The sequence below is a fragment of the Streptomyces sp. NBC_01116 genome, from assembly GCF_041435495.1.
Classification (GTDB): domain Bacteria; phylum Actinomycetota; class Actinomycetes; order Streptomycetales; family Streptomycetaceae; genus Streptomyces.
Window position 1 is genome coordinate 5,697,354 of sequence record NZ_CP108644.1, and the last position, 24,134, is coordinate 5,721,487.

General features: G+C 68.5%; 19 protein-coding genes. 16 read left to right on the forward strand and 3 right to left on the reverse strand.

From position 1 onward, the window contains the following. The first annotated feature begins 214 nt into the window (after positions 1-214). The 3 genes from OG245_RS25210 to OG245_RS25220 all read left to right on the forward strand — a co-directional run bounded on the left by OG245_RS25210 (position 215) and on the right by OG245_RS25220 (position 2,432). On the forward strand, positions 215-1,228 hold the full coding sequence (locus tag OG245_RS25210; protein WP_371625723.1) for an acetylxylan esterase: 1,014 nt from the start codon (positions 215-217) through the stop codon (positions 1,226-1,228). Between the two features lie 294 nt (positions 1,229-1,522). Then, entirely contained in the window at positions 1,523-1,708 is a 186-nt protein-coding gene (locus OG245_RS25215) for a hypothetical protein (RefSeq protein ID WP_032793318.1), read from the forward strand. After that, complete coding sequence (locus tag OG245_RS25220) at positions 1,698-2,432, forward strand: hypothetical protein (protein ID WP_371625724.1); 735 nt, start codon at positions 1,698-1,700, stop codon at positions 2,430-2,432. The genes OG245_RS25215 and OG245_RS25220 overlap by 11 nt, the downstream gene beginning before the upstream one ends. Positions 2,433-2,535: 103 nt before the next feature. On the opposite strand, the gene OG245_RS25225 is transcribed toward OG245_RS25220, so the two are convergent. Beyond that, the gene (locus tag OG245_RS25225) at positions 2,536-3,606 is read right to left on the reverse strand and encodes a LacI family DNA-binding transcriptional regulator (protein ID WP_371625725.1); all 1,071 of its coding nucleotides are present in this window, start codon (positions 3,604-3,606) and stop codon (positions 2,536-2,538) included. A 380-nt stretch (positions 3,607-3,986) separates the two neighbouring features. On the opposite strand from OG245_RS25225, the gene OG245_RS25230 reads away from it, so the two are divergent. The 7 genes from OG245_RS25230 (at position 3,987) to OG245_RS25260 (ending at position 15,172) form a co-directional block, all read left to right on the forward strand. Continuing rightward, positions 3,987-6,458, forward strand: coding sequence for an ABC transporter substrate-binding protein (locus tag OG245_RS25230; protein WP_371625726.1), 2,472 nt, complete (start codon positions 3,987-3,989; stop codon positions 6,456-6,458). Between the two features lie 366 nt (positions 6,459-6,824). After that, positions 6,825-8,699: a translational GTPase TypA gene (typA, locus tag OG245_RS25235; RefSeq protein WP_371625727.1), complete on the forward strand. Its 1,875-nt coding sequence runs from the start codon at positions 6,825-6,827 to the stop codon at positions 8,697-8,699. Between the two features lie 644 nt (positions 8,700-9,343). Continuing rightward, positions 9,344-10,963, forward strand: a complete 1,620-nt coding sequence (locus OG245_RS25240; RefSeq protein WP_371625728.1) for an ABC transporter substrate-binding protein — start codon at positions 9,344-9,346, stop codon at positions 10,961-10,963. 128 nt (positions 10,964-11,091) lie between these two features. Then, entirely contained in the window at positions 11,092-12,021 is a 930-nt protein-coding gene (locus tag OG245_RS25245; RefSeq protein WP_371625729.1) for an ABC transporter permease, read from the forward strand. Beyond that, a complete protein-coding gene (locus OG245_RS25250; protein WP_371625730.1) occupies positions 12,014-12,967 on the forward strand; it encodes an ABC transporter permease in 954 nt (317 codons plus the stop codon). The genes OG245_RS25245 and OG245_RS25250 overlap by 8 nt, the downstream gene beginning before the upstream one ends. Positions 12,968-12,978: 11 nt before the next feature. Beyond that, positions 12,979-14,037: an ABC transporter ATP-binding protein gene (locus tag OG245_RS25255; RefSeq protein ID WP_371625731.1), complete on the forward strand. Its 1,059-nt coding sequence runs from the start codon at positions 12,979-12,981 to the stop codon at positions 14,035-14,037. Beyond that, the gene (locus tag OG245_RS25260; protein ID WP_371625732.1) at positions 14,030-15,172 is read left to right on the forward strand and encodes an ABC transporter ATP-binding protein; all 1,143 of its coding nucleotides are present in this window, start codon (positions 14,030-14,032) and stop codon (positions 15,170-15,172) included. Before OG245_RS25255 ends, OG245_RS25260 begins: the two co-directional genes overlap by 8 nt. 136 nt (positions 15,173-15,308) lie before the next feature. Here the strand turns inward: OG245_RS25260 and OG245_RS25265 are convergent, their stop codons facing one another. Together OG245_RS25265 and OG245_RS25270 are read right to left on the reverse strand one after the other, a co-directional pair. Continuing rightward, positions 15,309-15,917, reverse strand: coding sequence for a hypothetical protein (locus tag OG245_RS25265; protein ID WP_371625733.1), 609 nt, complete (start codon positions 15,915-15,917; stop codon positions 15,309-15,311). Positions 15,918-16,133: 216 nt separating this feature from the next. Further along, positions 16,134-16,517 (reverse strand): hypothetical protein, encoded by a 384-nt coding sequence (locus OG245_RS25270; RefSeq protein WP_371625734.1) that lies wholly within the window; start codon positions 16,515-16,517, stop codon positions 16,134-16,136. A 496-nt stretch (positions 16,518-17,013) separates the two neighbouring features. Here OG245_RS25270 and OG245_RS25275 point away from each other — a divergent pair, with 496 nt between their 5' ends. From OG245_RS25275 to OG245_RS25300, 6 genes are all read left to right on the forward strand, one after another. Continuing rightward, entirely contained in the window at positions 17,014-18,648 is a 1,635-nt protein-coding gene (locus tag OG245_RS25275) for an ABC transporter substrate-binding protein (RefSeq protein WP_371625735.1), read from the forward strand. Positions 18,649-18,749: 101 nt separating this feature from the next. Beyond that, positions 18,750-19,673 (forward strand): ABC transporter permease, encoded by a 924-nt coding sequence (locus OG245_RS25280; RefSeq protein WP_361874489.1) that lies wholly within the window; start codon positions 18,750-18,752, stop codon positions 19,671-19,673. Beyond that, positions 19,666-20,643, forward strand: a complete 978-nt coding sequence (locus OG245_RS25285) for an ABC transporter permease (protein ID WP_371625736.1) — start codon at positions 19,666-19,668, stop codon at positions 20,641-20,643. The genes OG245_RS25280 and OG245_RS25285 overlap by 8 nt, the downstream gene beginning before the upstream one ends. Positions 20,644-20,656: 13 nt before the next feature. Then, complete coding sequence (locus OG245_RS25290; RefSeq protein ID WP_371625737.1) at positions 20,657-21,634, forward strand: ABC transporter ATP-binding protein; 978 nt, start codon at positions 20,657-20,659, stop codon at positions 21,632-21,634. Next, on the forward strand, positions 21,624-22,862 hold the full coding sequence (locus tag OG245_RS25295) for an ABC transporter ATP-binding protein (protein WP_371625738.1): 1,239 nt from the start codon (positions 21,624-21,626) through the stop codon (positions 22,860-22,862). Before OG245_RS25290 ends, OG245_RS25295 begins: the two co-directional genes overlap by 11 nt. Before the next feature lie 208 nt (positions 22,863-23,070). Next, positions 23,071-24,108 carry a hypothetical protein gene (locus tag OG245_RS25300; RefSeq protein WP_371625739.1) on the forward strand — a complete coding sequence of 346 codons (1,038 nt, stop codon included), beginning with the start codon at positions 23,071-23,073 and terminating at the stop codon, positions 24,106-24,108. The last annotated feature ends 26 nt before the right edge of the window (positions 24,109-24,134 follow it).

The window sequence follows — 24,134 nt, forward strand, 5'->3', positions numbered from 1 at the left end:
GCGCCAGTCGTTCGGGAATCCGCAAGAGGGTGCTGGGTCACACTCGTGCAACGTGCTCGACACCCTGGCGCCTTGTGGTTGAACCGTAAACGCACTGTTTGTGGAAGAACAGGCGATGTGACCGATTCGTCGTCAACCCCGATGCCGGGCCGACGCCGGGACCGGCGCCAGGGGCACGCGTGGCGTCGGCATGGTCGGCGTCTACCCTCGCGGCATGGCCTCATCCGTCGCCCTCTCCCACGACTTCCCGTTCGATCCGGCCTACGGGTACGACGTGCCGGACGCCCTGCTGGGCGTCCCCGCCCCGTCCGCCCCCGGCGACTTCGACGCCTTCTGGCGGGGCCGGTACGCGCGAGCCCTCGCCGTCGACACGCGCCCGGTCCTCGGCCCGGTCGAGGAGGAGCGCGACGGCCTCCGGATCCACGGCGTGACCTACACCTCCGTGGGCGGCGTCCGGCTCGGCGGCTGGCTCGCCCTGCCCGCCGGGGGACCCGTGCGGTACGGATTCGTCGTCGGGCACGGTTACGGCGGCCGCCAGGCGCCCGGCCGCGACCTTCCGGCGCCGCTGCCCGGGGCCGCGGTGATCCTGCCGTGCGTACGGGGCATGGGGGAGCGGGGCCTGGTCGGCTCCATTCCGGACCTGGCCGACGCGCACGTCCTGCACGGCATCGGCTCCCGCGAGTCGTACGTCATCGGTGACTGCGCGGCCGACCTGTGGTGCGCCGCCTCCGCGCTCACCGCACTGGTACCGGAGCTGGCGGCGGCCGGGCAGTCCGGCGGGCCCCGCCTCGGCTACCTGGGCGAGAGCTTCGGCGGCGGGCTCGGGGCCCTCGCACTGCCCTGGGACGACCGCTTCGGCGCGGCCCAGCTCACGGTCCCCACCTTCGGCAACCACCCGCTGCGGCTGACCCTGCCCTGCGCGGGCAGCGGCGAGGCGGTCCGGGCGCACCACCGCGAGCACCCCGAGGTCACGGAGGTCCTCCGCTACTTCGACGCGGCGACGGCGGCGACCCGGCTGACGCTGCCCACGCTGGTCGCGGCCGCGCTGTTCGACCCTTCCGTGCCGCCGCCCGGGCAGTTCGCCGTGTACAACGCGCTGGCCGGCGAGCGCGAGCTCCAGGTGCTGACGGCGGGGCACTTCGCGTACCGGGGCATGGTGGCCGAGGCGGCGGAGCTGGACGCGAACCGGACGCGGTTCTTCGGGGAGCGGCTGACGGCGGTGGGCTGATCCAGTGGCCTGAGCGGCCCGGAAGCCCGGTGGGCCCGGCCGGCTCATGGTCTGGTGCGTCGTCGGTTACGGCCGTCAGATGTGGGCCGCGACCGTGAGGGGCGTGTCTCCGCTCCTGGCATGGCGACGCAGTCGCCTCTGCCGGATCACCCGTCCGCTCCCCGCCGAATTGCGGATGACGGGAGTTACGGGTTGCGGAAAGTTCGGCTCTTGTGGGTGACTTTGCCCTGGAGAGGTAACGCAGCTGTCAGTGGTCCCTGCTTGACTGTGGCCATCAAACCCAGGGAGCGAGTTATGCCGACTGTGATCCATAGGACGCGCAGCGAGCTTGAGGCCCAGCGTGAGCAGCTACTGGCGAGCGTGAACATGACCTACGACGAGCTCGCGGAACGCGCTGCCACCTACAGCCTCAGCATGAACGAGCTGGACGTGTGGCACACGATCGAAGGTCTCGACTACCTTCTCGAAGGTGACTGCTGAAGAGGCCAAGGCCCTCGACGTATCGGCGGCGGATTTCGCTGACCAACTGACTGCCCTGACGCGGGGTGTCCTCGGCGAGGACACCCCGCGGTTTCATGCGATCAACATGGGTTCCAAGATCAGGGTCTCGCCGATACGGGAGGACGAAGTCCTTCAGCGAATCCCGGTCAGCATCGGTGGGGAGCAGCGTCTCAGCCTCATGGTCCGGTTCTACTGCTGTTGGGACGGGTCCAGCACGTTCATGGCTACCGATCAGGCCGACGTCCACGTCTTCTACGCCGGGAGCCCCGACCCGTTGTTCCGCTTTGAATACGTTCGGCGGAGCAAGGAGCCGCCGGGTGCTCACGTGCAGGTGCACGCGCACCGCGATGAGGTCGCCTACCTTCTGCGGCTGGCGGAGAAGGGGCGCCCGAAGCAGAGGTTCAACAGACTTCCGCGTTTGGCGGAACTGCACTTGCCGGTTGGCGGGCACAGGATGCGTCCGGCACTGGAGGACGTGTTGCTCTTCCTGAAGCGGGAGTTCGCGATTGACACGGTCGACGGCTGGAAGACCGTGATCGATGAACATCTGCGCAGCTGGCGGCTGATGCAGCTGAAGACGGCAGTCAGGGATGCCCCTGACGCTGCCGCCCAGGTTCTGCGCGGTCTTGGGTACACAGTGGTCGAGCCGCTGGTGCCTGAGGCGCGCCAGGCCTCGGATGAGGTCAAGCTGTTCTGGCCCTGACGCCCAGGCATGCCGTGCGAAGCCGGTGAGTCGTGCTCGATCCCGCCGTCCGGCGGGAGCTGGTGCCCGAGGGTCCCGTGCCACTCGCCGTGGCCGGGGCCGCTCAGCCGCAGCCGCAGCTCGCGCGGCGGGTCACGGAGACCGGCAGTTCCAGCGAGACCGGGGCGCGGCCCGGGTCCGCCAGGCGTTGCACCAGCAGCTCCACCGCCTGCTCGCCCAGCTGCCGGATCGGCTGCCGGACGGTCGTCAGGGGCGGGCGGACGATCCGGCTCAGCGGGATCCCGTCGAACCCGGTCACGGCGATGTCCTCGGGCACCCGCACTCCGCGCCGCTCCAGCGCCTGGAGCGCGCCGACCGCCATCTGGTCGTTGGCGAACAGCATCGCCTCCGGCCGCTCCACCCCCGTACCCTCCGACCGGTCCAGCAGGGTGCCCGCCGCCAGCGCGCCCTCGGCCTGCGTCATCATCCCGGCGCGCAGCTCCGGCCGGGAGGGAACCGGAAGACCCGCGTCCCGGCACCCCTCCTGGAAGCCCCGGAACCGGGCCTCGGCGTCCGGTGAGTTCTCCTCGCCGCCGATGAACGCCAGCCTCCGCAGCCCGTGGTCCTCGATGAGGTGGCGGGTCAGCTCCCGCTCGCCCTCGGTGTTGGCCACCACGATGTGGTCCAGGTGGTCGATCTCGCGTGGTCCGGCGAGCATCACCACGGGCAGCCGGCGCGATATCACCTCCAGGTCCTCGGTCGGCACGGTCCGCGCCAGTACGGCGAACCCGTCGACCCGCCCCGCCACCTTCGCCACCAGGCTCTCCGGCCCGCCGTCCAGCGAGGCGGCGATCAGCAGGGCGTAGCCGTGCCGCCGGGCCGCCCGTTCCATGCCCCGGATGATCTGGTCGGAGTAGAGCATGACGGCCTGGTCGTCGTCCGCGTCGCTCGCCGCCGCGGCGGTCTCGGCGTCCGGGTCCGCGTAGTCCGGGAAGCACAGCCCGAGCACGCCGGTCGTCCGGCTGGCCAGGCCCCGGGCGCTGCCGGACGGCACGTACCCCAGCTCGCGGGCCGCCTCCATGACCTTCTCGCGGGTCTGGGCGCGTACGGAATCGGGGTTCCGGTAGACCCGGGAGACCGTGGCAATGGAGACGCCCGACCGCTCGGCGACGTCGTACACCGTGGGGGCGCTCACTCGACCGACCGTCCGCTTCTTCTTTCGTAGCGCCGCGCCGGGCGCGTGTGCTGGTACCGGGCCGGCGACTCGCTCGCCCGCCGATGCGATCACGAGGCCCGTGAAAGCGCATTCACCCTAGATCGTGGGCCGCGGGGGGAGCAAGGCCGCCCGGAGCCGCGCCGAACGTGCGCCCGGAGTCGGTCGGCCCGCTGGAGCGAAACGTTCCTCCGGCCGGGTGAGCTTGCGGCCGCCGTCCGCCGTGTCTGCGCCCCCTCGCGCGAGGGGGCGTTTCAGTGGGTGGGAGGAATCAGTGTGATCAACTGCAAATGCCACCACGTACGTACTATCCGGTCCATTCCGGTACGGGGTGGTCCGGTCCGGCCCCGGAGGTATCAGCCATGTCCCACGTCGGCGTCCCGCGCGGGACGGTCCGAAAGCGCCGATCGCTCGCGCTCCTCACGGCGGGGGTGCTCACGATCCCGGCGCTGGCCGGATGCAGCTCCGACGGCGAGGAGACCTCCCGGGGCGTGCCCCAGGACATCGCGCGCACCGCCCGCCCGGCGGTCGCCGACGGTTCGACGGTGAACTGGGCGGTCGACGCGCTGCCCGCCACCTTCAACGCCTTCCAGGCGGACGCGGACAGCGCCACCACCCGGATCACCGGAGCCCTCCTCCCGACCCTCTTCCCGATGGACGAGTCCGGGCGGCCGAAGCTCAACCCGGACTACCTGGAGTCCGCGAAGATCATCGAGCGCGAGCCGAAGCAGGTCGTGCTCTACAAGCTCAACCAGCAGGCGGTGTGGAGCGACGGGCGGGAGATCGGGGCCCCCGACTTCGTCGCTCAGTGGCGGGCGCTCAGGGGCAAGGACTCCGCGTTCTGGACCGCCCGCAACTCCGGCTACGAGCGGATCGACACGATCGAGCGGGGCGCGGACGACCTCCAGGTGCGGGTCACGTTCTCCAAGCCGTACGCGGACTGGCGCTCGCTCTTCTCGCCGCTCTACCCCAAGGAGATCACCGGCACGCCGGACGCCTTCAACGACGGCGCGCGCACCACCCTGAAGAACACCGCCGGGCCCTTCGTCCTGCGCGGCGTCAGCAAGTCCCAGGGCACCGTCACCCTGGCCCGCAGCCCGCGCTGGTGGGGCGACAAGGCCAAGCTGGACACCCTCGTCTTCCGGGCGGTCGCCGCCGAGGACCGCACCGAGGCCCTCGCCGACGGCACGGTGGACGTCGCCGACATCGACGCGGCCACCGCCGACCGCGTCACGCTCGCCCGCCGCGACCGGGGCAGCAACGGCCAGCCGCTCGCCCACGGCCCCGGCTCCGCGACCACGCCAGCCGCTGCCCTGCGCTCCTGGGCCCTGGCGCACGGCTCCGACGAGGAGGCCGCGGAGATCGCGCAGGCCGCCCGGGAGAAGAACCGCAAGGCCGTCGTCGCGTACACCGCGGAGCAGAAGGCCCTGCGCGACTTCGCCGTCCGCAAGTCCCTGGAGCCCGCCTACACCCAGCTCGCGCTGAACGGTGAGTCCGGCCCCCTCGCCGACGACCGGGTCCGGCGGGCCGTGGCCCGCGCCCTGGACCGCGAGGAACTGGCCCGGACGGTGCTGGGGCCGCTGGGTCTTCCGGCGAAGCCGCTCGGCAGCCACCTCGCCCTGGAGGGGCAGCCCGGCTACAAGGACGGCAGCGGGGCGCTCGGCGACCAGAACACCAAGGAGGCCCAGGCCCTGCTGGCGGACGCCGGCTGGACGCGCGGCGGCGCGGTGCAGCCGCCCAAGGACACCAAGGCGGGCAGCGAGGCGGAGAAGAAGGAGGAGGACGAAGGGGACAAGGGCGGCGAGGGCGACGGGAGCGACGCCGAGGGCACGAAGAGCGACAAGAAGGCGAAGAGCGAGGAGGCCGGTCAGGGTACGGAGGAGAAGGCCGGTCAGGACGCCGAGGACACGGGCGGGAAGAAGGCGGAGAAGGACGGCGAGGACTCCGCGGCCGGGCGCGAGAAGGCCGACCGGGCCTCCGAGGACAGCGCGGCCTCCCGCGACGAGGGCCTCTACATCGTCGGACAGGACAACAAGCCCGGCTCCCACGCCCCCGCGCAGGCCGTCTCCACCGGTGGCGCCTCCGCCGTCCACGTACTGGCCCCCGCCCGGACGGCCGCCGGCCAGAGCGCCGCCCTGCTCCGGCAGGCAGGCGCCCTCGGCGAGGACGGCGCCGTCGCCGCCCAGGACAAGCAGCCCGGGGGTGCCGCCGGAGCGTACGCCCCCGTCGGCACCGCCGCCCCGGCCCCCGCCGCGGCCAAGGGACAGCTCGGCAAGGACGGCAAGGCGCTGACCCTGCGCTTCGTGCTCCCCTCCGGGCCCGGCTCCCAGTCGCTGCGCAGCGTCGGCGACAAGATCGCGGTGATGCTGGAGAAGATCGGCATCGGCACGGAGATCATCAAGGTCCCCGACGAGAGCTACTTCAAGGACCACGTCGCCTCCGGCGTCTACGACCTGGCGCTCTACTCCTGGCCCGCCACCGCCTACCCGGCCACCGACGGCCGCCCGATCTACGCCAAGCCGGAGCCCGCCACCGACGGATCGCTCCTCGTGGAGCAGAACTACACCCGGGTCGGCACCGACCACATCGACCAGCTCTTCGACCAGGCCGCGGCCGAACTCGACGAGAAGGCCGCACGGGAGCTGATGAAGCAGGCGGACGCCCGGATCTGGGCCGCCGCCGGATCGATTCCGCTCTTCCAGCGCCCGCAGCTGGTCGCGGTCGACAAGAAGCTCGCGAACGTCGGGGCGTTCGGCTTCGCGGCCCCCCGGTACCAGGACATCGGGTTCAAGAACCGGCAAGCGGCCGGTTCCTCCGCAGACCGCAAGAAGTAGCCGCCAAATACCACACCCCCGCGCCGCCAAGCTCAGATGCACCTCAAAACCCTTGCCCGCCGGTTCCGCCGGCGGGCAGTGTGGTGTCTGCCCTGACCCGGGCCGTTCATCGCTTCACCGCTCCTCACCCCCCACGCAGCTCCGCCCGAATCCGGCCACTCCCATGGCCCGGCAGACCCTTGACAGCGGCTGAATATCGCCTGAATCACACGGGAAGACCGCGTCCGCGGATCGGTCCGGGAAGCCCGGTGGGCCCCGGGCCCGTACGATGGGACGAGCCGTGGCGTGCCGCCCGGCGGGCGTACGAGGACTCGAAGACCGACTGAGACGCCTGATCCCACGATCCGAGAGAAGCGCAAGCCACCCATGCCCACGCGCCACGACATCCGTAACGTAGCCATCGTCGCCCACGTCGACCACGGCAAGACCACGCTGGTCGACGCCATGCTCAAGCAGGCCGGAGCGTTCGCCGCCCACGCCGCCGAGCACCTCGACGACCGCATGATGGACTCGAACGACCTGGAGCGTGAGAAGGGCATCACGATCCTCGCCAAGAACACGGCGGTGAAGTATCACCCCAAGGACGGCGGGGACCCGATCACGATCAACATCATCGACACCCCCGGCCACGCCGACTTCGGCGGCGAGGTCGAGCGCGGTCTGTCGATGGTGGACGCGGTCGTGCTGCTCGTCGACGCCTCCGAGGGCCCGCTGCCCCAGACCCGCTTCGTGCTGCGCAAGGCGCTGGCCGCGAAGATGCCGGTCATCCTGTGCATCAACAAGACGGACCGCCCGGACTCCCGGATCGCCGAGGTCGTCGACGAGACGTACGACCTGTTCCTGGACCTGGACGCGGACGAGGACCAGATCGAGTTCCCGATCGTCTACGCCTGCGCCCGTGACGGCGTCGCCTCGCTGACCAAGCCCGAGGACGGCACCGTCCCGCCGGACAGCGAGAACCTGGAGCCGTTCTTCAACACCATCCTGTCGCACGTCCCGGCCCCGGAGTTCGACGCCGACGCGCCGCTCCAGGCCCACGTCACCAACCTGGACGCCGACAACTTCCTCGGCCGTATCGCGCTCTGCCGCGTCGAGCAGGGCGAGCTGCGCAAGGGCCAGACGGTCACCTGGATCAAGCGCGACGGCACCATGTCCAACGTCCGCATCACCGAGCTGATGATGACCGAGGCGCTCACCCGCAAGCCGGCCGAGGTGGCGGGCCCGGGCGACATCTGCGCCGTCGCCGGATTCCCGGACATCATGATCGGCGAGACCCTGGCCGACCCCGAGAACCCGATCGCGCTCCCGCTGATCACAGTCGACGAGCCGGCCATCTCGATGACCATCGGCACCAACACCTCGCCGCTCGTCGGCAAGGGCGGCAAGGGCCACAAGGTCACCGCCCGCCAGGTGAAGGACCGCCTCGACCGCGAGCTGATCGGCAACGTCTCGCTCCGCGTCCTGGACACCGAGCGCCCCGACGCCTGGGAGGTCCAGGGCCGCGGTGAGCTCGCGCTCGCCATCCTGGTCGAGCAGATGCGCCGCGAGGGCTTCGAGCTGACCGTCGGCAAGCCCGAGGTCGTCACCAAGCAGATCGACGGCAAGACCCACGAGCCGATCGAGCGTATGACGATCGACTCGCCGGAGGAGCACCTCGGCGCCATCACGCAGCTCATGGCGACCCGCAAGGGCCGTATGGAGACCATGACGAACCACGGTTCGGGCTGGGTCCGCATGGAGTGGATCGTTCCCTCCCGCGGCCTCATCGGCTTCCGTACGGAGTTCCTGACACAGACCCGCGGCACCGGCATCGCGCACTCGATCTTCGAGGGCCACGAGCCGTGGTTCGGCGAGCTGCGCACCCGTCACAACGGCTCGCTCGTGGCCGACCGCTCGGGCTCCGTCACGCCGTTCGCGATGGTCAACCTCCAGGAGCGCGGTGTCATCTTCACCGAGGCCGGCACCGAGGTCTACGAGGGCATGATCGTCGGCGAGAACTCCCGCGCCGACGACATGGACGTGAACATCACCAAGGAGAAGAAGCTCACCAACATGCGTGCGGCCTCCGCGGACACCACGGAGAACGTGGTCCCGGCCCGCAAGCTGTCGCTGGAGCAGTCCCTGGAATTCTGCCGCGAGGACGAGTGCATCGAGGTGACCCCGGAGACCGTGCGCATCCGCAAGGTCGTCCTGGACGCCAAGCAGCGCGGCCGCACGGCCTCGCGCGCCAAGCACGGCTGACGCCGGCCCGACAGGCCGACGCCGGGCCCGTACACGGCTGACACGTGGCCCCATGGGCCCCGAGGACCGCCCGGACGCCCCCCGAGGGCTTCCGGGCGGACCTGTGTGGCCCTCCGGGGCCCGCCGGGGGCTCCGGGGAAGACCGGGCGGTCCCAGGGCCCCAGAGCCTCCGATCGGCCCGGAGCCGCACACTCCGTATGGGGAGGCGCTCCGTGATCCCCGGGGGCCCGCCGGACGGTCCGTCGGCGTGGGCATTGACAGAAGGCCCGGCCCACCACGGACACTGTGATGGGCCGGGCCTGCGTCAATCTCTTTTTCTGACCGAGGTGTCCGGATATCGGGGGTCGCTCTCCGGAACATGTGTTAACAGTCCGTTTCGGGCGTGTCTGTCTGGGATCGCTTTGTCCGGATTTCGGGCACGCAGAGGGTGCTGATGTTGTCAAACCGAGACCCTTTAAGTGTGGTTTACAGCCCGGCCGTACCCAATAGTTGGCTCCATTGAGCTCGGGTCAATGGGTCACGCACTGTGGGGAGTGCCGACTCACGAGCACACTCGGGGCACTGAACGATCACCGTCAGGGGTGTCGGTGAATCTCTCCAGTGCCCCTCTTGTAGTCAAAAGTGGACTCATGAGGAGGAAACCCATGCGCGGTGCCAAGAGCGCCAAGTGGGTCGCGGGAGCGGCCGTCATCGCCCTGGCCGCGACTGCCTGTGGCGGAAGCGACAGCAGCGACGGTGGCAAGAAGAACACGTCGGGCCAGCCCGCCGGTTACGTCTCGATCGACGTCGGTGAGCCCCAGAAGCCTCTGATGCCGGCCGACACGAACGAGAGCAACGGCTCCTACGTCATCCAGTCGCTGTTCACCCAGCTGCTGGACTTCGACGACAAGGGCGAGATCGTTCTCACGAACGCCGAGTCCGTCGAGACCGAGGACTCCAAGACGTGGACCGTCAAGCTCAAGGCCGGCTGGAAGTTCCACAACGGTGAGGCCGTGACCGCGCAGTCGTACATCGACGCGTGGAACTGGTACGCCAACGTCGACAACAAGCAGCAGAACGCGTTCTGGTTCTCCGACATCAAGGGCTACGAGGACGTCCACCCCGAGAAGGGTGCGGCCAAGTCCAAGGAGATGTCGGGCCTCAAGGCCGTGGACGACACCACGTTCACGATCGAGCTGAGCAACAAGGTTCCGTACTTCAACTACAAGCTCGGTTACGCGACGTTCGCGCCGCTGCCCAAGGTCTTCTACGACGACCCGAAGGCGTTCGGCCAGAAGCCGATCGGCAACGGCCCGTACACGTTCGAGAAGTGGACCCACAAGAAGCTCATCCAGGTCAAGGCCTGGGACGAGTACCAGGGCCCGAACAAGGCTGCCAACAAGGGCATCCAGTTCAAGAACTACTCGACCGTCGAGGCCGCGTACACCGATCTCGTCTCCGGCAACCTGGACATGATCCGTCAGGTCGGCCCGCGTGACCTCCCGAAGTACAAGACGGACCTCGGTGACGGCGCCATCGACCAGCCGTACGCGGCGATCCAGTCGCTGAACCCGGCGTTCTACTCGAAGACGTTCAAGGACATCGACCCCAAGGTCCTCCAGGGTCTGTCCATGGCGATCGACCGTGACACGATCACGAAGACCGTCCTGAACGGCACGCGCATCCCGGCGACGAGCTTCACGCCCCCGCAGGTCAAGGGCAACCAGACGCTCGACTCGGACATCCTGAAGTTCAACCCGGCCAAGGCCAAGGAGCTCATCAAGGCCGGCGGCGGTGTCCCGGAGAACAAGATCTCCATCCAGTACAACGCCGACGGTGGGCACAAGGAGTGGGTGACCGCTGTCTGCGAGTCCATCCGCAACTCCACCGGGGTCGACTGCGTGGGCGACGCCAAGCCGGACTTCCCGACCGACCTCGAAGCGCGTGACAACAACGAGGTCAAGGGCTTCTACCGCGGTGGCTGGGTGGCCGACTACCCCGTCAACGTGAACTTCCTCAAGGAGCTCTACCACTCCAAGGCGGAGTCGAACAACGGTCGGTTCGCCGACAAGGAGATCGACGAGCTGATGGCGAAGGGCGACAAGGCAGACTCCCTGGAGGCGTCCGTCGCCGCCTACCAGGAGGTCGAGAAGGCCCTGGTGGACAAGATGCCCGCCATCCCGCTCTGGTACTACGCGATCAACGGCGGCCACGGCAAGAACGTCGACAACGTCAAGGTCGACTTCCACGGTGACCTCGAACTGACCGGCGTCACCACCAAGTAACGCCTGCGGGTCATTCCCCAACTGGCCGTCATCCGCCCGTGCTGCCCCTCAGCACGGCCGGAGGCGCGGGGGTCGTCTCTGCGAAGAGGCGGCCCCCGCGCCGCAGTTATCCCCACACGGAGGCACCCATGGGGCGCTATGTCGCACGACGACTGCTCCAGATGATCCCGGTCTTCATCGGCTCGACCTTGCTGGTCTTCCTGATGATGTACGCACTGCCCGGCGACCCCGTCAGAGCACTTGCCGGTGAACAGCACGTAGACGCTACGCAGATCGCCGCTCTGAAGGCCGAGTACGGCCTCGACAAACCGATCTGGCAGCAGTACCTGAACTACCTGGCCAATCTGTTCCAGGGCGACTTCGGTACCCAGATCGGAACACAGCGTCCGGTCGCCGAAGTCATTGCCGACGCTTACCCGATCACCGTCAGACTCGCGATCTTCGCCTTCGTCTTCACGGTCGTCGCCGGTATCTCGCTCGGCATCATCGCGGGTCTGAAGGCCGAGTCCATCCGGGACCGCGGTCTGCTCGGTCTGACGCTGGTGCTGATCTCCATGCCGTCCTTCGTGCTGGGCTTCCTGGTCCAGAACTTCTTCGCGTTCCAGCTCGGCATCGCCAAGCCCAGCGTTAGTCTCGAACCGACCAACGGCGAGTTGATCATGCCGGCCGTTGTGCTGGCGTCGTTGTCACTCGCCTACGTGGCCCGCCTCACCCGTACCTCGGTCGCCGAGAACATGCGCGCCGACTACATGCGTACGGCTGTCGCCAAGGGCCTGCCCCGACGCCGCGTCATCGGCGTCCACCTGATGCGCAACTCGCTCATCCCAGTCGTCACCTTCCTCGGCACCGACATCGGCTCCCTGATGGGCGGCGCGATCGTGACCGAGGGCATCTTCAACATCAAGGGCGTCGGATCGCTCGTCTTCGACGCTCTCGGCAAGCGTGAGGGCGCGACCGTCGTCGGCGTCGTGACGTTGCTCGTCGTCGTCTATCTCGTCGCCAGCCTGCTCGTCGACCTGCTCTACGCGGTCCTGGACCCGAGGATCCGGTATGCCTGACACCACCGCACTCAAGAGCACCGACGCTCCGGCCACGGCTGTCGACGCGCCGCCCGCCACGGACGCCGGGCCCGCGCCCGGCAAGCCGCGCAGCCTCTGGTCGGACGCCTGGCACGATCTCCGTCGCAACCCTCTCTTCATCATCTCGATGGTGCTGATCCTGCTGCTCGCCACCATGGCGATCTTCCCGAGCCTGTTCACCAGCGCTTCGCCGCGGGATGCCAACCTGGCCGAGCACTACCTGCAGCGTCCGAACTGGGGCAACTTCTTCGCCCCCGACTGGCTCGGTTACGACGTCCAGGGTCGCTCGATCTACGCGCGCGTCGTATACGGGGCCCGCGCCTCGATCACCGTCGGTGTGGTCGTGACCATCGCGGTCACCATCACAGGTCTGGCCATCGGCATGATCGCCGGCTACTTCGGCGGCTGGATCGACACGATCCTGTCCCGGATCACCGACGTCTTCTTCGGCGTCCCCTTCATCGTCGGTGCCATGGTCATCCTGACCAGCTTCGAGGAGCGCTCGGTCTGGGTCGTCATCCTGTCGATGGCCTTCCTCGGCTGGACCTCCATCGCCCGTGTCGCCCGTGGCTCGGTCATCACGATCAAGCAGGCCGACTACGTGGTCGCCGCCAAGGCGCTCGGCGCCTCCACCACCCGGATCCTGACGCGGCACATTCTGCCGAACGCCATCGCTCCGGTGATCGTGGTCGCCACCATCGCGCTCGGCGGCTACATCGCCGCCGAGGCCACCCTGTCGTTCCTCGGTATCGGCCTCGCCGAGCCGACGGTCTCGTGGGGCATCGATGTGTCCGCTGCGAAGGACCAGCTCCGCAACGTACCGTCCGTCCTGATCATCCCCTCGGTGATGGTCTCGATCACGGTGCTGTCCTTCCTGATGTTCGGCGATGCGGTCCGCAACGCCCTCGACCCCAAGATGCGCTGAGGGAGGCGTTCGTGACCACCATCGACAAGACGGCTCACGTCCCCGCACCGCGGGAGTCCGTGAGTGGCGACGGTCCACTGCTCGACGTCCGTGACCTGCACGTGGAGTTCCACACCCGCGACGGTGTGGCCAAGGCGGTCAACGGTGTGAACTACACCGTCAGCGCCGGCGAGACGCTCGCGGTGCTCGGCGAGTCCGGCTCCGGCAAGTCCGTGACCGCGCAGACCATCATGGGCATCCTCGACATGCCGCCGGGGAAGATCACGCAGGGCGAGATCCTCTTCCGCGGCCAGGACATGCTGAAGATGTCCAACGAGGAGCGCCGGAAGGTCCGCGGCCGCAAGATCGCGATGATCTTCCAGGACGCGCTCTCCTCGCTGAACCCGGTCCTCTCCGTCGGCTACCAGCTCGGCGAGATGTTCCGCGTGCATCAGGGCCTTTCCAAGAAGGCGGCCAAGGCCAAGTCCATCGAGCTGATGGACCAGGTCAAGATCCCGGCTGCGGCGGCCCGTATCTCGGACTTCCCGCACCAGTTCTCCGGCGGTATGCGCCAGCGCATCATGATCGCCATGGCGCTGGCCCTGGAGCCGGACCTGATCATCGCGGACGAGCCGACCACCGCGCTCGACGTGACGGTGCAGGCCCAGGTCATGGACCTGCTGGCCGAGCTCCAGCGCGAGTACAACATGGGTCTGATCCTCATCACCCACGACCTCGGCGTGGTCGCCGACGTCGCGGACAAGATCGCCGTGATGTACGCGGGCCGGATCGTGGAGACGGCCCCGGTCGGCGAGCTGTACAGCCGCCCGGCGCACCCATACACCAAGGGCCTGCTGGACTCGATCCCGCGCCTGGACCAGAAGGGCCAGGAGCTCTACGCGATCAAGGGCCTGCCGCCCAACCTCACGCGTATCCCCGCGGGCTGTGCCTTCAGCCCGCGCTGCCCCAAGGCACAGGACATCTGCCGCACGGACGTCCCGCCGCTCGCCCCGGTGACCGAGCAGGACGGCCTTGAGCTCGTCGGCCGCGGCAGCGCGTGCCACTTCTGGAAGGAGACGATCCATGGCTGAGCTCAAGAAGGAGCCCGTGGACGCCACCCCGAACGTCTCCGACGTGGAGACCGTGGACGTCGCGACCGAGGCGGAGGCCGTAGCCGCCATCGACGCGCCCGTCAGCCAGGGCGAGCCGATCCTCCAGGTGCGGAACCTGGTCAAGCACTTCCCGCTGACCCAGGGCATCCTCTTCAAGAAGCAGATCGGCGCGGTCAAGGCCGTCGACGGGATCTCCTTCGACCTGTACGCCGGTGAGACCCTCGGCATCGTCGGGGAGTCCGGCTGTGGCAAGTCCACGGTCGCCAAGCTCCTGATGACGCTGGAGCGGGCCACCGCCGGCGAGGTCTTCTACAAGGGCCAGGACATCACCAAGCTGTCCGGCCGTGCGCTGAAGGCCGTGCGCCGCAACATCCAGATGGTGTTCCAGGACCCGTACACCTCGCTTAACCCGCGGATGACGGTCGGCGACATCATCGGGGAGACCTTCGAGATCCACCCCGAGGTGGCCCCGAAGGGCGACCGGCGCCGCCGCGTCCAGGAGCTCCTGGACGTCGTGGGTCTGAACCCGGAGTACATCAACCGGTATCCGCACCAGTTCTCCGGCGGTCAGCGCCAGCGCATCGGCATCGCCCGCGGCCTCGCGCTCAACCCGGAGATCATCATCTGCGACGAGCCGGTCTCCGCGCTCGACGTGTCGGTGCAGGCCCAGGTCATCAACCTGATGGAGAAGCTCCAGGACGAGTTCAACCTGTCCTACCTCTTCATCGCGCACGACCTGTCCATCGTCCGGCACATCTCCGACCGGGTCGGCGTGATGTACCTCGGCAAGATGGCCGAGATCGGTACGGACACGCAGATCTACGACCACCCGACGCACCCCTACACCCAGGCGCTGCTGTCGGCGGTCCCGGTCCCCGACCCGGCGGCCCGTGAGGGACGCGACCGGATCATCCTGTCCGGTGACGTTCCGTCACCGGCGAACCCGCCCTCGGGCTGCCGCTTCCGCACCCGGTGCTGGAAGGCGGAGGAGCGCTGCGCCACGGAGGAGCCCCTGCTGGCGATCCCCGAGCGCTTCGTCGCCGGAACCACGCCCGCCACGCACGAGTCGGCGTGCCACTTCGCCGAGGAGCGGGACGTCGTGCACGCGGCCTAGCAGTTCAATTCCGCGTCCTTCTACGCGAGGAGTACAGCAGAGGGCGGCACCCCAGGCCAAGCCTGGGGTGCCGCCCTCTGCTGTGTCACGGAATCTCGTACCGGGAGGCGGAAGCGGAGCTTCTAAGGTCCGCCTGCTATTCGTTGAGGATAGCCCTGGCCGGCGTGCCCTTGGGGCACCGACTGGCAATCGCCATCTTGGAGAGTTCCGACTTTGCGTTTCCCTCCGGGCCGAGTACGCAGTCGGCAAGCCCGGTGGTGGATGACTCGGTCTCCCAAGTGAAAACAAACCCTTTGGTTTGTTTCGTTTCGCCAAGGCAGGTGTGGGTGTAGGTTCCTGAGACCTGTTTGACGCCGCGGAAGTAAACTCCTTGGCCCCTCTCGGGAAAGCGCGCGCCCATGATGCGCTTCTCGGTCGCGGTGCTGGTTCCTGGCTCCGCTATCTTCTTTCCCAGGTGCTTCTCAAGCCCTTCGAATACAACTGTCGAACTCAACTTCCCCTGTGTGGATTTCGCTTCGGCCTTCCGGGGCTCAAATGGCGTGGAATCGGCCACCATCTCCGAGCCGGCCTCTACGATTTTGGCTTCATCCAGAACGGTGAGTCGCCAACTGGTAGAGACATCCCAGCCGAATTTCCCGCCCTTGCAGGTCTCGTTTGCCGTGGAATCATTACTCGGCTTGTCGCCTGTAGAGCATCCGCTCATTGCCATAAGGGTGGCGAGGATGGCAAAAGGGTAGATTCTCATGGTCCTGCGGCGAAGTGGTCGCCTCGTGTGCTGAGGCTTCCATGGTGCTTCAAACAAGAGATGCTCCCTGCCATTGCTCGGTGGTGCGGCACCTCCTTCGTGCCTCCGGGCTCGACTTCTGGGCGCGAGTGGAGGTGCTGGCCTGTGGCGGCCAAGAGGCACAACAGCTGCGCTTCTTGGCCGCCGTGTTCTTCTACCCGTTGTCCGGGGCGAGGATCAGGTCCGGCCGCCGTTCGTACCGCAGTTGGTGAAGGGGACCGTGGGGGCTGCGTTGATGGCTACGGCATGTCCCTCGGGCAAGCTGAGGTTGTCGGTGTAGGTCTCGCCCGTGTTGAGCAGCCAGTACCACTTCTTCCCTGTGCCCTCGAAGTGGGCCTCGTACTCGACCTGGTTAAATACTGAAACGTTGGCGACGCGCATGATCTCGCCGTCGGCAACGAACTCGATCCGGAAGAAACGGGTCCCGTTGTTCTTGTTGCGAGAGGTCGCAATGGCGTCTCGGCCGCCGGAGTCTGTGGGGCTGGCGGAACTGGACGCTTTGCAGACGTAGTCGCGCGCGTTTTCTGCGTGAGCGGGTCCGGCTGTGGTGGCGACGGACATGGCTGCCATCGCGAGCGTCAGTGCGGCTCCGCGGATTACAGTGGTCTTTCTTGAGGTGCGCATTGTTTCTCTTCCCCTCGGCGCATTGCTGCGTCGCTTGTGTGAACGGTCGGCTCATTCAAACACTCGAGTGTCTGTCGCGCCAGGGTTTAAAGACCTTTCGGTTTCTTTTGGCGCGAATCTTCACCGGGGTCCCTCTGTTAATTCGTGTTTTACCCGTCATTGGCTACCATTTCGGCCGGACATGGACTCCTGGTGTGCCTTGTCTGCGAGCCGGGCGGGGCCTGAGGGGGTTAAGGGGGTGGCGGTAGGGGCGCCACAGGAACCTGTCCGGCCGCGTCTTCGTGGCCTTCGGAAGAGGGTGGCGCCTTGTGGCAGAGGCTCCGTGCGCGCGGTGGTCGCCGTCCCGCCCGTACGGGGTAAGCCCACATGCGGTACATAGCGTTCTGGGGTGATATGAGGCATTGAGCTACTCGATGACTCTAGGAGGCACTTCATGCGCGGAGCCACACAGGTCAGGTGGGCCGCATGTGCGGTGGCCGTCGCCCTGGCAGCGACGGCCTGCGGCGGCGGTGACGGTGGCGACGGCGGCAGCGGCGGCGCCGACGGCATCGTCAGCTCCTCCTGGGGAGACCCGCAGAACCCGCTGGAACCCGCCAACACCAACGAGGTCCAGGGCGGCAAGGTCCTCGACATGGTCTTCCGCGGACTGATCCGCTACGACCCGAAGACCGGCGAGGCCAAGAACATGATCGCCGAGTCCATCGACTCGAAGGACTCCCAGAACTTCACGATCAAGCTCAAGGACGGCTGGACGTTCTCCGACGGCGAGAAGGTCACCGCCAAGTCCTTCGTCGACGCCTGGAACTACGGTGCCGCGCTGAAGAACAACCAGAAGAACGCCTACTTCTTCCAGTACATCGAGGGCTACGACAAGGTCCACCCGGAGTCCGGCTCGGCCTCCGCCGAGACCCTGTCCGGCCTGAAGGTCGTCGACGACCTGACCTTCACCGCCAAGCTCACCCAGAAGTTCTCCCTCTGGCCCGACACCCTCGGCTACTCCGCCTTCGTGCCCCTGCCCAAGGCGTTCTACGACGACCACGACGCCTGGCTCTCCAAGCCCGTCGGGAACGGCCCGTACACCATCGAGTCGTACGCCAAGGGCTCCTCGATGAACCTGCGCAAGTGGGACGACTACCCGGGCGACGACAAGGCGAAGAACGGCGGCGTCGACCTCAAGGTCTTCACCGACAACAACACCGCCTACACCGACCTGACCGCGGGCAACCTCGACCTCGTCGACGACGTGCCCGCCTCCCAGCTCCGCAACGTCGAGACGGACCTCGGCGACCGGTACATCAACACCCCCGCCGGCATCATCCAGACCCTGGCCTTCCCCTTCTACGACAAGGAGTGGGACACCGACGACGCCCGCAAGGTCCGCCAGGGCCTCTCGATGGCGATCAACCGGCCGCAGATCACCGACCAGATCTTCCAGAAGACCCGCACCCCCGCCTCCGACTGGACCTCCCCGGTCCTCGGCGACGACGGCGGCTTCAAGAAGGGCCTCTGCGGCAAGGAGTGCACCTACGACAAGGCCGCGGCCAAGAAGCTGATCGACGAGGGCGGCGGCATCCCCGGCGGCCAGCTGAAGATCTCGTACAACGCGGACACCGGCTCCCACAAGGAATGGGTCGACGCCGTCTGCAACAGCATCAACAACGTCATGGGCAACAACAAGGCCTGCGTCGGCGGCCCCGTCGGCACCTTCGCCGACTTCCGCGCCCAGGTCTCCACCCAGAAGCTCACCGGCGCCTGGCGCGCGGGCTGGCAGATGGACTACCCGCTGATCCAGAACTTCCTCCAGCCGCTCTACTACACCAACGCCCCGTCCAACGACGGCAAGTGGAGCAACCAGGAGTTCGACGACCTGGTCGACAAGGCCAACGCCGAGAGCGACAAGGCGAAGGCCGTCACCACCTTCCAGGACGCGGAGAAGATCCTCGTCACGGAGATGCCGGTCATCCCGCTCTGGTACCAGAACGGCAGCGCCGGCTACTCGGACCGGGTGGACAACGTCGAGCTGAACCCGTTCAGCGTCCCGGTCTACGAAGAGATCACCGTCAAGTGACGCGCTGAGCGACGCGGACGGCCGGGACGCCCGACACCAGCGCCCCGGCCGTCCGCGCACCCCTTGCCCGGTACTGCCTGACCCAACCCCCGGAGCCCCTCATGGGACGTTATGTGATCCGGCGGCTGCTGCAGATGATCCCCGTCTTCTTCGGCACCACGCTGTTGATCTTCCTCATGGTGAACGTGATGGGCGACCCCATCGCGGGCCTCTGCGGCGACCGCCAGTGCGACCCGGCCACCGCCGCCCAGCTGCGCTCCGAATTCGGCCTCGACAAGCCGGTCTGGCAGCAATACCTCACCTACATGGGCAACGTGTTCACCGGCGACTTCGGCACCGCGTTCAACGGGCAGAAGGTCACCGAGCTGATGGCCACCGCCTTCCCCATCACGATCCGGCTCACCGTCGTCGCGGTCGTCTTCGAGGTCGTCATCGGCATCAGCCTCGGCGTCGTCACCGGCCTGCGGCGCGGCCGTCCCATCGACACCACCGTCCTCATCCTGACGCTGGTCGTCATCGCCGTCCCGACCTTCGTCACCGGCCTGCTGCTCCAGCTCCTCCTGGGCGTCAAGTGGGGCATCATCAAGCCCTCGGTCTCCGCCGACCCCACCTTCGACGAACTGCTCGTCCCCGGACTGGTCCTCGCCTCGGTCTCGCTCGCCTACGTCACCCGGCTCACCCGGACCTCGATCGCCGAGAACGCCCGCGCCGACTACGTACGCACCGCCGTCGCCAAGGGCCTGCCCCGCCGCAGGGTCGTCGTACGGCACCTGCTGCGCAACTCCCTGATCCCCGTCGTCACGTTCATCGGCACCGACGTGGGAGCCCTGATGGGCGGGGCCATCGTCACCGAGCGGATCTTCAACATCCACGGCGTCGGCTACCAGCTCTACCAGGGCATCCTGCGCCAGAACTCCCAGACCGTCGTCGGGTTCGTCACGATCCTCGTCCTCGTCTTCCTGGCCGCCAACCTGATCGTCGACCTCCTGTACGCCGTACTCGACCCGAGGATCCGCTATGCCTGAGCCGCAGTCATCGGACGGAGCGATCTCCCCGGCGGGCGCCGGCGGCCCCATGGACCTCGCCCTGGAGGAGGGCACCAGCCTGGAGAAGAACCCGGTCGGTCCCGACGGCGCCGGGCCGACCGGCAAACCCCGCAGCCTCTGGTCGGACGCCTGGCGCGACCTGCGGCGCAACCCGGTCTTCATCATCTCCGGGCTGGTCATCCTCTTCCTGGTCGTCATCTCGATCTGGCCCTCGCTCATCGCGAGCGGCGACCCCCTCCAGGCCAACCTGGACGACGCCCAGAAGGGCTCGGAGCCCGGTCACCCCTTCGGCTTCGACCCGCAGGGCCGCGACGTCTACACCCGGGTCGTCTACGGCACCCGCACCTCGGTGACCGTCGGCGTCTGCGCCACCCTCGGCGTCGCGATCCTCGGCAGCGTGTTCGGCGGACTCGCGGGCTTCTTCGGCGGCTGGTGGGACTCGATCCTCTCCCGCCTCACCGACGTCTTCTTCGGCATCCCCGTCGTCCTCGGCGGCCTGGTCTTCCTCTCCGTCGTCACCAGCTCCACCGTCTGGCCCGTCGTCGGCTTCATCGTCCTGCTCGGCTGGCCCCAGATCGCCCGCATCGCCCGCGGCTCGGTCATCACCGCCAAACAGAACGACTACGTCCAGGCGGCCCGCGCGCTCGGCGCCTCCAACTCCCGGATGATGCTGCGCCACATCACCCCGAACGCCATCGCCCCGGTCATCGTCGTGGCGACCATCGCGCTCGGCACGTACATCTCGCTGGAGGCGACCCTCTCCTTCCTCGGCGTGGGCCTGAAGGACCCGGCCGTCTCCTGGGGCATCGACATCTCCGCGGCCGCCAACTACGTCCGCAACGCCCCGCACATGCTGCTCTGGCCCGCCGGAGCGCTGGCGATCACCGTGCTCGCGTTCATCATGCTCGGCGACGCGGTGCGCGACGCCCTCGACCCCAAGCTGCGCTGAGGAGCCGGTTGCCATGTTGCTCGAAGTGCGCGATCTGCACGTGGAGTTCCACACCCGCGAAGGCGTCGCCAAGGCCGTCAACGGGGTCAACTACTCGGTGGCCGAGGGCGAGACGCTCGCCGTCCTCGGCGAGTCCGGCTCCGGCAAGTCCGTCACCGCCCAGGCGATCATGGGCATCCTCGACATGCCGCCCGGGAAGATCGCCGGCGGGGAGATCCTCTTCAAGGGCCAGGACCTGCTGAAGCTCAAGCCGGAGGAGCGGCGGAAGATCCGCGGCCAGGAGATGGCCATGATCTTCCAGGACGCCCTGTCCTCGCTGAACCCGGTCCTCACCGTCGGCGAGCAGCTCGGCGAGATGTTCGTCGTGCACCGCGGCATGTCCCGCAAGGACGCGAAGGCCAAGTCGGTCGAGCTGATGGACCGGGTCCGCATCCCGGCCGCCAAGGAGCGGGTCGGCAACTACCCGCACCAGTTCTCCGGCGGGATGCGCCAGCGCATCATGATCGCCATGGCGATGGCCCTGGAACCGTCCCTGATCATCGCCGACGAGCCGACGACCGCCCTCGACGTCACCGTCCAGGCCCAGGTCATGGAGCTCCTCGCCGAGCTCCAGCGCGAGCTGAACATGGGCCTCATCCTGATCACCCACGACCTCGGCGTCGTCGCCGACGTCGCCGACAAGATCGCCGTCATGTACGCGGGCCGCATCGTCGAGACCGCCCCCGTGCACGACATCTACAAGGCCCCCGCCCACCCGTACACCAAGGGCCTCCTCCAGTCGATCCCGCGCCTGGACCAGAAGGGCCGGGAGCTCTACGCGATCAAGGGCCTGCCGCCCAACCTCACCCGCATTCCGCCCGGCTGCGCCTTCAACCCCCGCTGCCCGATGGCGAGGGACGTGTGCCGCAGCGATGTGCCGCCGCTCTACGAGGTGGACGAGCGGCGCCGGAGCGCCTGCCACTTCTGGAAGGAGACGCTCGATGCACGCTGACCGCGACGGGAGTGCGGGGACCGGCGGTGCCCCGGCCGGCTCCACCCTGCTGTCCACTGAGCGCGAGGACGCCGTCGCTCCGTACACGGAGGGCGACCCGATCCTCCAGGTGCGCGGCCTCGCCAAGCACTACCCGCTGACCCGGGGCGTCCTCCTCAAGCGGCAGATCGGCGCGGTCAGGGCCGTCGACGGCGTCGACTTCGACCTGTACGCCGGCGAGACGCTGGGCATCGTGGGGGAGTCGGGCTGCGGCAAGTCGACCGTCGCCAAGATGCTCGTCCACCTCGAACGCCCCACCGCCGGCGCGATCCGCTACAAGGGCGAGGACATCGCGAAGCTGTCCGGCCGTGCGCTGAAGGCCGTGCGCCGCAACATCCAGATGGTGTTCCAGGACCCGTACACCTCGCTGAACCCGCGCATGACGGTCGGCGACATCATCGGGGAGCCGTACGAGATCCACCCCGAGGTCGCCCCGAAGGGCAGCCGCCGGCAGCGGGTGCAGGACCTGCTGGACGTCGTGGGTCTGAACCCGGAGTACATCAACCGGTATCCGCACCAGTTCTCCGGAGGCCAGCGCCAGCGCATCGGCATCGCCCGCGGCCTCGCCCTCAACCCGGAGATCATCGTCGCCGACGAACCGGTCTCCGCGCTCGACGTGTCCGTCCAGGCGCAGGTCGTCAACCTGCTGGACCGGCTCCAGGCGGAGTTCAGCCTCAGCTTCGTCTTCATCGCGCACGACCTCTCGATCGTCCGGCACATCTCCGACCGGGTCGGTGTGATGTACCTCGGCCGGATCGTGGAGATCGGCTCCGACGCGGAGATCTACGACCACCCCACCCACCCGTACACCCAGGCGCTGCTCTCCGCCGTCCCCGTGCCGGACCCGACGGCCCGCGACCACCGGGAGCGGATCATCCTGCACGGCGACGTCCCCTCGCCCGCCAACATCCCCTCGGGCTGCCGCTTCCGCACGCGGTGCTGGAAGGCGCAGGAGCGGTGCGAACTGGAGGTCCCGCTGCTGGCGGTCCCCGCGGAGTTCCGGCTCGTCGACACCCCGGCCCGGCACGACTCGGCATGCCACTTCGCGGAGGAGAAGCGCGTGGTGCCGCCGGAGGGCGAGCTGGAGGTCCCGGGGCCCACCGGGAAGCCGGAGCCCGAGGACGAGCCGGGGGCCGAGGAGAGGCCGGGGGGTACGGAGCCGGGGCGCACCGGGGACGGGACGTCATGAGGTGGCGTCAGACGCGTTAACAAGCAGGCAACTTGACCGTCGCCGCACCGATATACGAACGCTCCATGCTGAACAGCGTACGGCCGTGCGGGTGCCGTGGTCCGGCCGGAGCGGCGTCCTGTCGCTCCGGCCGGTCGCCCGCCGCTTCCGTCCCGCCCGTTCCCTGTGCGGGCTTGTTCATCCGTTCGGGGCAATGGAGTATCACCGGGTGACACTTACACGGGGAGCACGAATCACCGGCGCCGTTCTGTGCGCGGTGCAGGCACTGATGGCCGTCGCCTGGCTGGTCCGGGACTTCCGGGTGGTGGACGGACCGGGGATGCTCTGGGACATCTGGGCGGGCGCCGCGAACGTCTGGGCCGTGCCCGCGACCACCACCACCGCCACCACCCTCGTCCTGCTGGTCGTTCACGCCGCCACCGCGGTAGCGGCGCTCCGGTCCGCCGTCGCCGCTCCGGCCCTGGTCGTCACCGGCATCGTCACGTTCGCCGTGCGGCTGCCCGGCGTCTGGACCATCGCCGACTCCCCGGCGCCGGAGGAGCTGCGCGACCGGGCACTGCTCACCATGTACGCGGCCCTCGTGGCCGGACTCGCCACGGTCGTCGTCGGGATGGCGGGCCGCCGCCCGGTGGAGGACGGCGGGGAGCGGCCCGCCGGGCCGGGCCGGGGGGCCGGGGTGATCGCCTTCCTGCTGCTCGGCTTCCAGGCGGTGGTCTTCGCCGGCTGGGAGATCCGGCTGGCCTTCGTCTACCCGGACAGGCTGTATCCCGAGTGGTTCACCGGCGGCGGTCCCGTGGTCGTCCCGCTGACCGAGGCGCCGCCCGGCTGGACCAGCGTGGTGCTCATCCTGATGTTCCTGGTGGCGGCCGTCGGCGCGGTCGCCGGAGCGGCCTACGCGCGACCGCTCGGCCTGATCGCGGGCGGATTCCTTCTCTCGTCCGGTGTGCTGGGCGTGGGCCGCGTCATCCGCTTCGAGCTGTACGAGCGGTTCGCCGACCAGGACTTCGAGGTGCAGCTGAACACGCTGAGCCTCGTCACCTCGCTCATCGCCGGGATCGCCCTGCTCGCGGTCCTCGCCCGCAAGGGTGTCCGGCGGACCCCCAGCGCCCCCCAGGGCCCGTGGGGCGGCGCAGGCCCCTGGGGCGCCCCGCCGCCCGGCTACCCGCCCGCCCAGGCGGCCCCCGGGCAGCAGCCGGCCGCCCCCGGTTCCGGGCCCCCGCCCGCCTCCCCGCCGCCCCGCTGGTGAGCGGGTGACGGGGAGGACGGACCGGG

Excerpts from the sequence above, each read along its gene's own strand:
- OG245_RS25250 (WP_371625730.1), top strand. The coding sequence starts at position 12,014 with ATGCCTGACACCACCGCACTCAAGAGCACCGACGCTCCGGCCACGGCT.
- OG245_RS25230 (WP_371625726.1), top strand. The coding sequence starts at position 3,987 with ATGTCCCACGTCGGCGTCCCGCGCGGGACGGTCCGAAAGCGCCGATCG.
- OG245_RS25260 (WP_371625732.1), top strand. The coding sequence starts at position 14,030 with ATGGCTGAGCTCAAGAAGGAGCCCGTGGACGCCACCCCGAACGTCTCC.
- OG245_RS25215 (WP_032793318.1), top strand. The coding sequence starts at position 1,523 with ATGCCGACTGTGATCCATAGGACGCGCAGCGAGCTTGAGGCCCAGCGT.
- OG245_RS25295 (WP_371625738.1), top strand. The coding sequence starts at position 21,624 with ATGCACGCTGACCGCGACGGGAGTGCGGGGACCGGCGGTGCCCCGGCC.
- OG245_RS25275 (WP_371625735.1), top strand. The coding sequence starts at position 17,014 with ATGCGCGGAGCCACACAGGTCAGGTGGGCCGCATGTGCGGTGGCCGTC.
- OG245_RS25285 (WP_371625736.1), top strand. The coding sequence starts at position 19,666 with ATGCCTGAGCCGCAGTCATCGGACGGAGCGATCTCCCCGGCGGGCGCC.
- OG245_RS25280 (WP_361874489.1), top strand. The coding sequence starts at position 18,750 with ATGGGACGTTATGTGATCCGGCGGCTGCTGCAGATGATCCCCGTCTTC.
- OG245_RS25270 (WP_371625734.1), bottom strand. The coding sequence starts at position 16,517 with ATGTCCGTCGCCACCACAGCCGGACCCGCTCACGCAGAAAACGCGCGC.
- OG245_RS25245 (WP_371625729.1), top strand. The coding sequence starts at position 11,092 with ATGGGGCGCTATGTCGCACGACGACTGCTCCAGATGATCCCGGTCTTC.
- OG245_RS25210 (WP_371625723.1), top strand. The coding sequence starts at position 215 with ATGGCCTCATCCGTCGCCCTCTCCCACGACTTCCCGTTCGATCCGGCC.
- OG245_RS25265 (WP_371625733.1), bottom strand. The coding sequence starts at position 15,917 with ATGAGAATCTACCCTTTTGCCATCCTCGCCACCCTTATGGCAATGAGC.
- OG245_RS25240 (WP_371625728.1), top strand. The coding sequence starts at position 9,344 with ATGCGCGGTGCCAAGAGCGCCAAGTGGGTCGCGGGAGCGGCCGTCATC.
- OG245_RS25290 (WP_371625737.1), top strand. The coding sequence starts at position 20,657 with ATGTTGCTCGAAGTGCGCGATCTGCACGTGGAGTTCCACACCCGCGAA.
- typA (WP_371625727.1), top strand. The coding sequence starts at position 6,825 with ATGCCCACGCGCCACGACATCCGTAACGTAGCCATCGTCGCCCACGTC.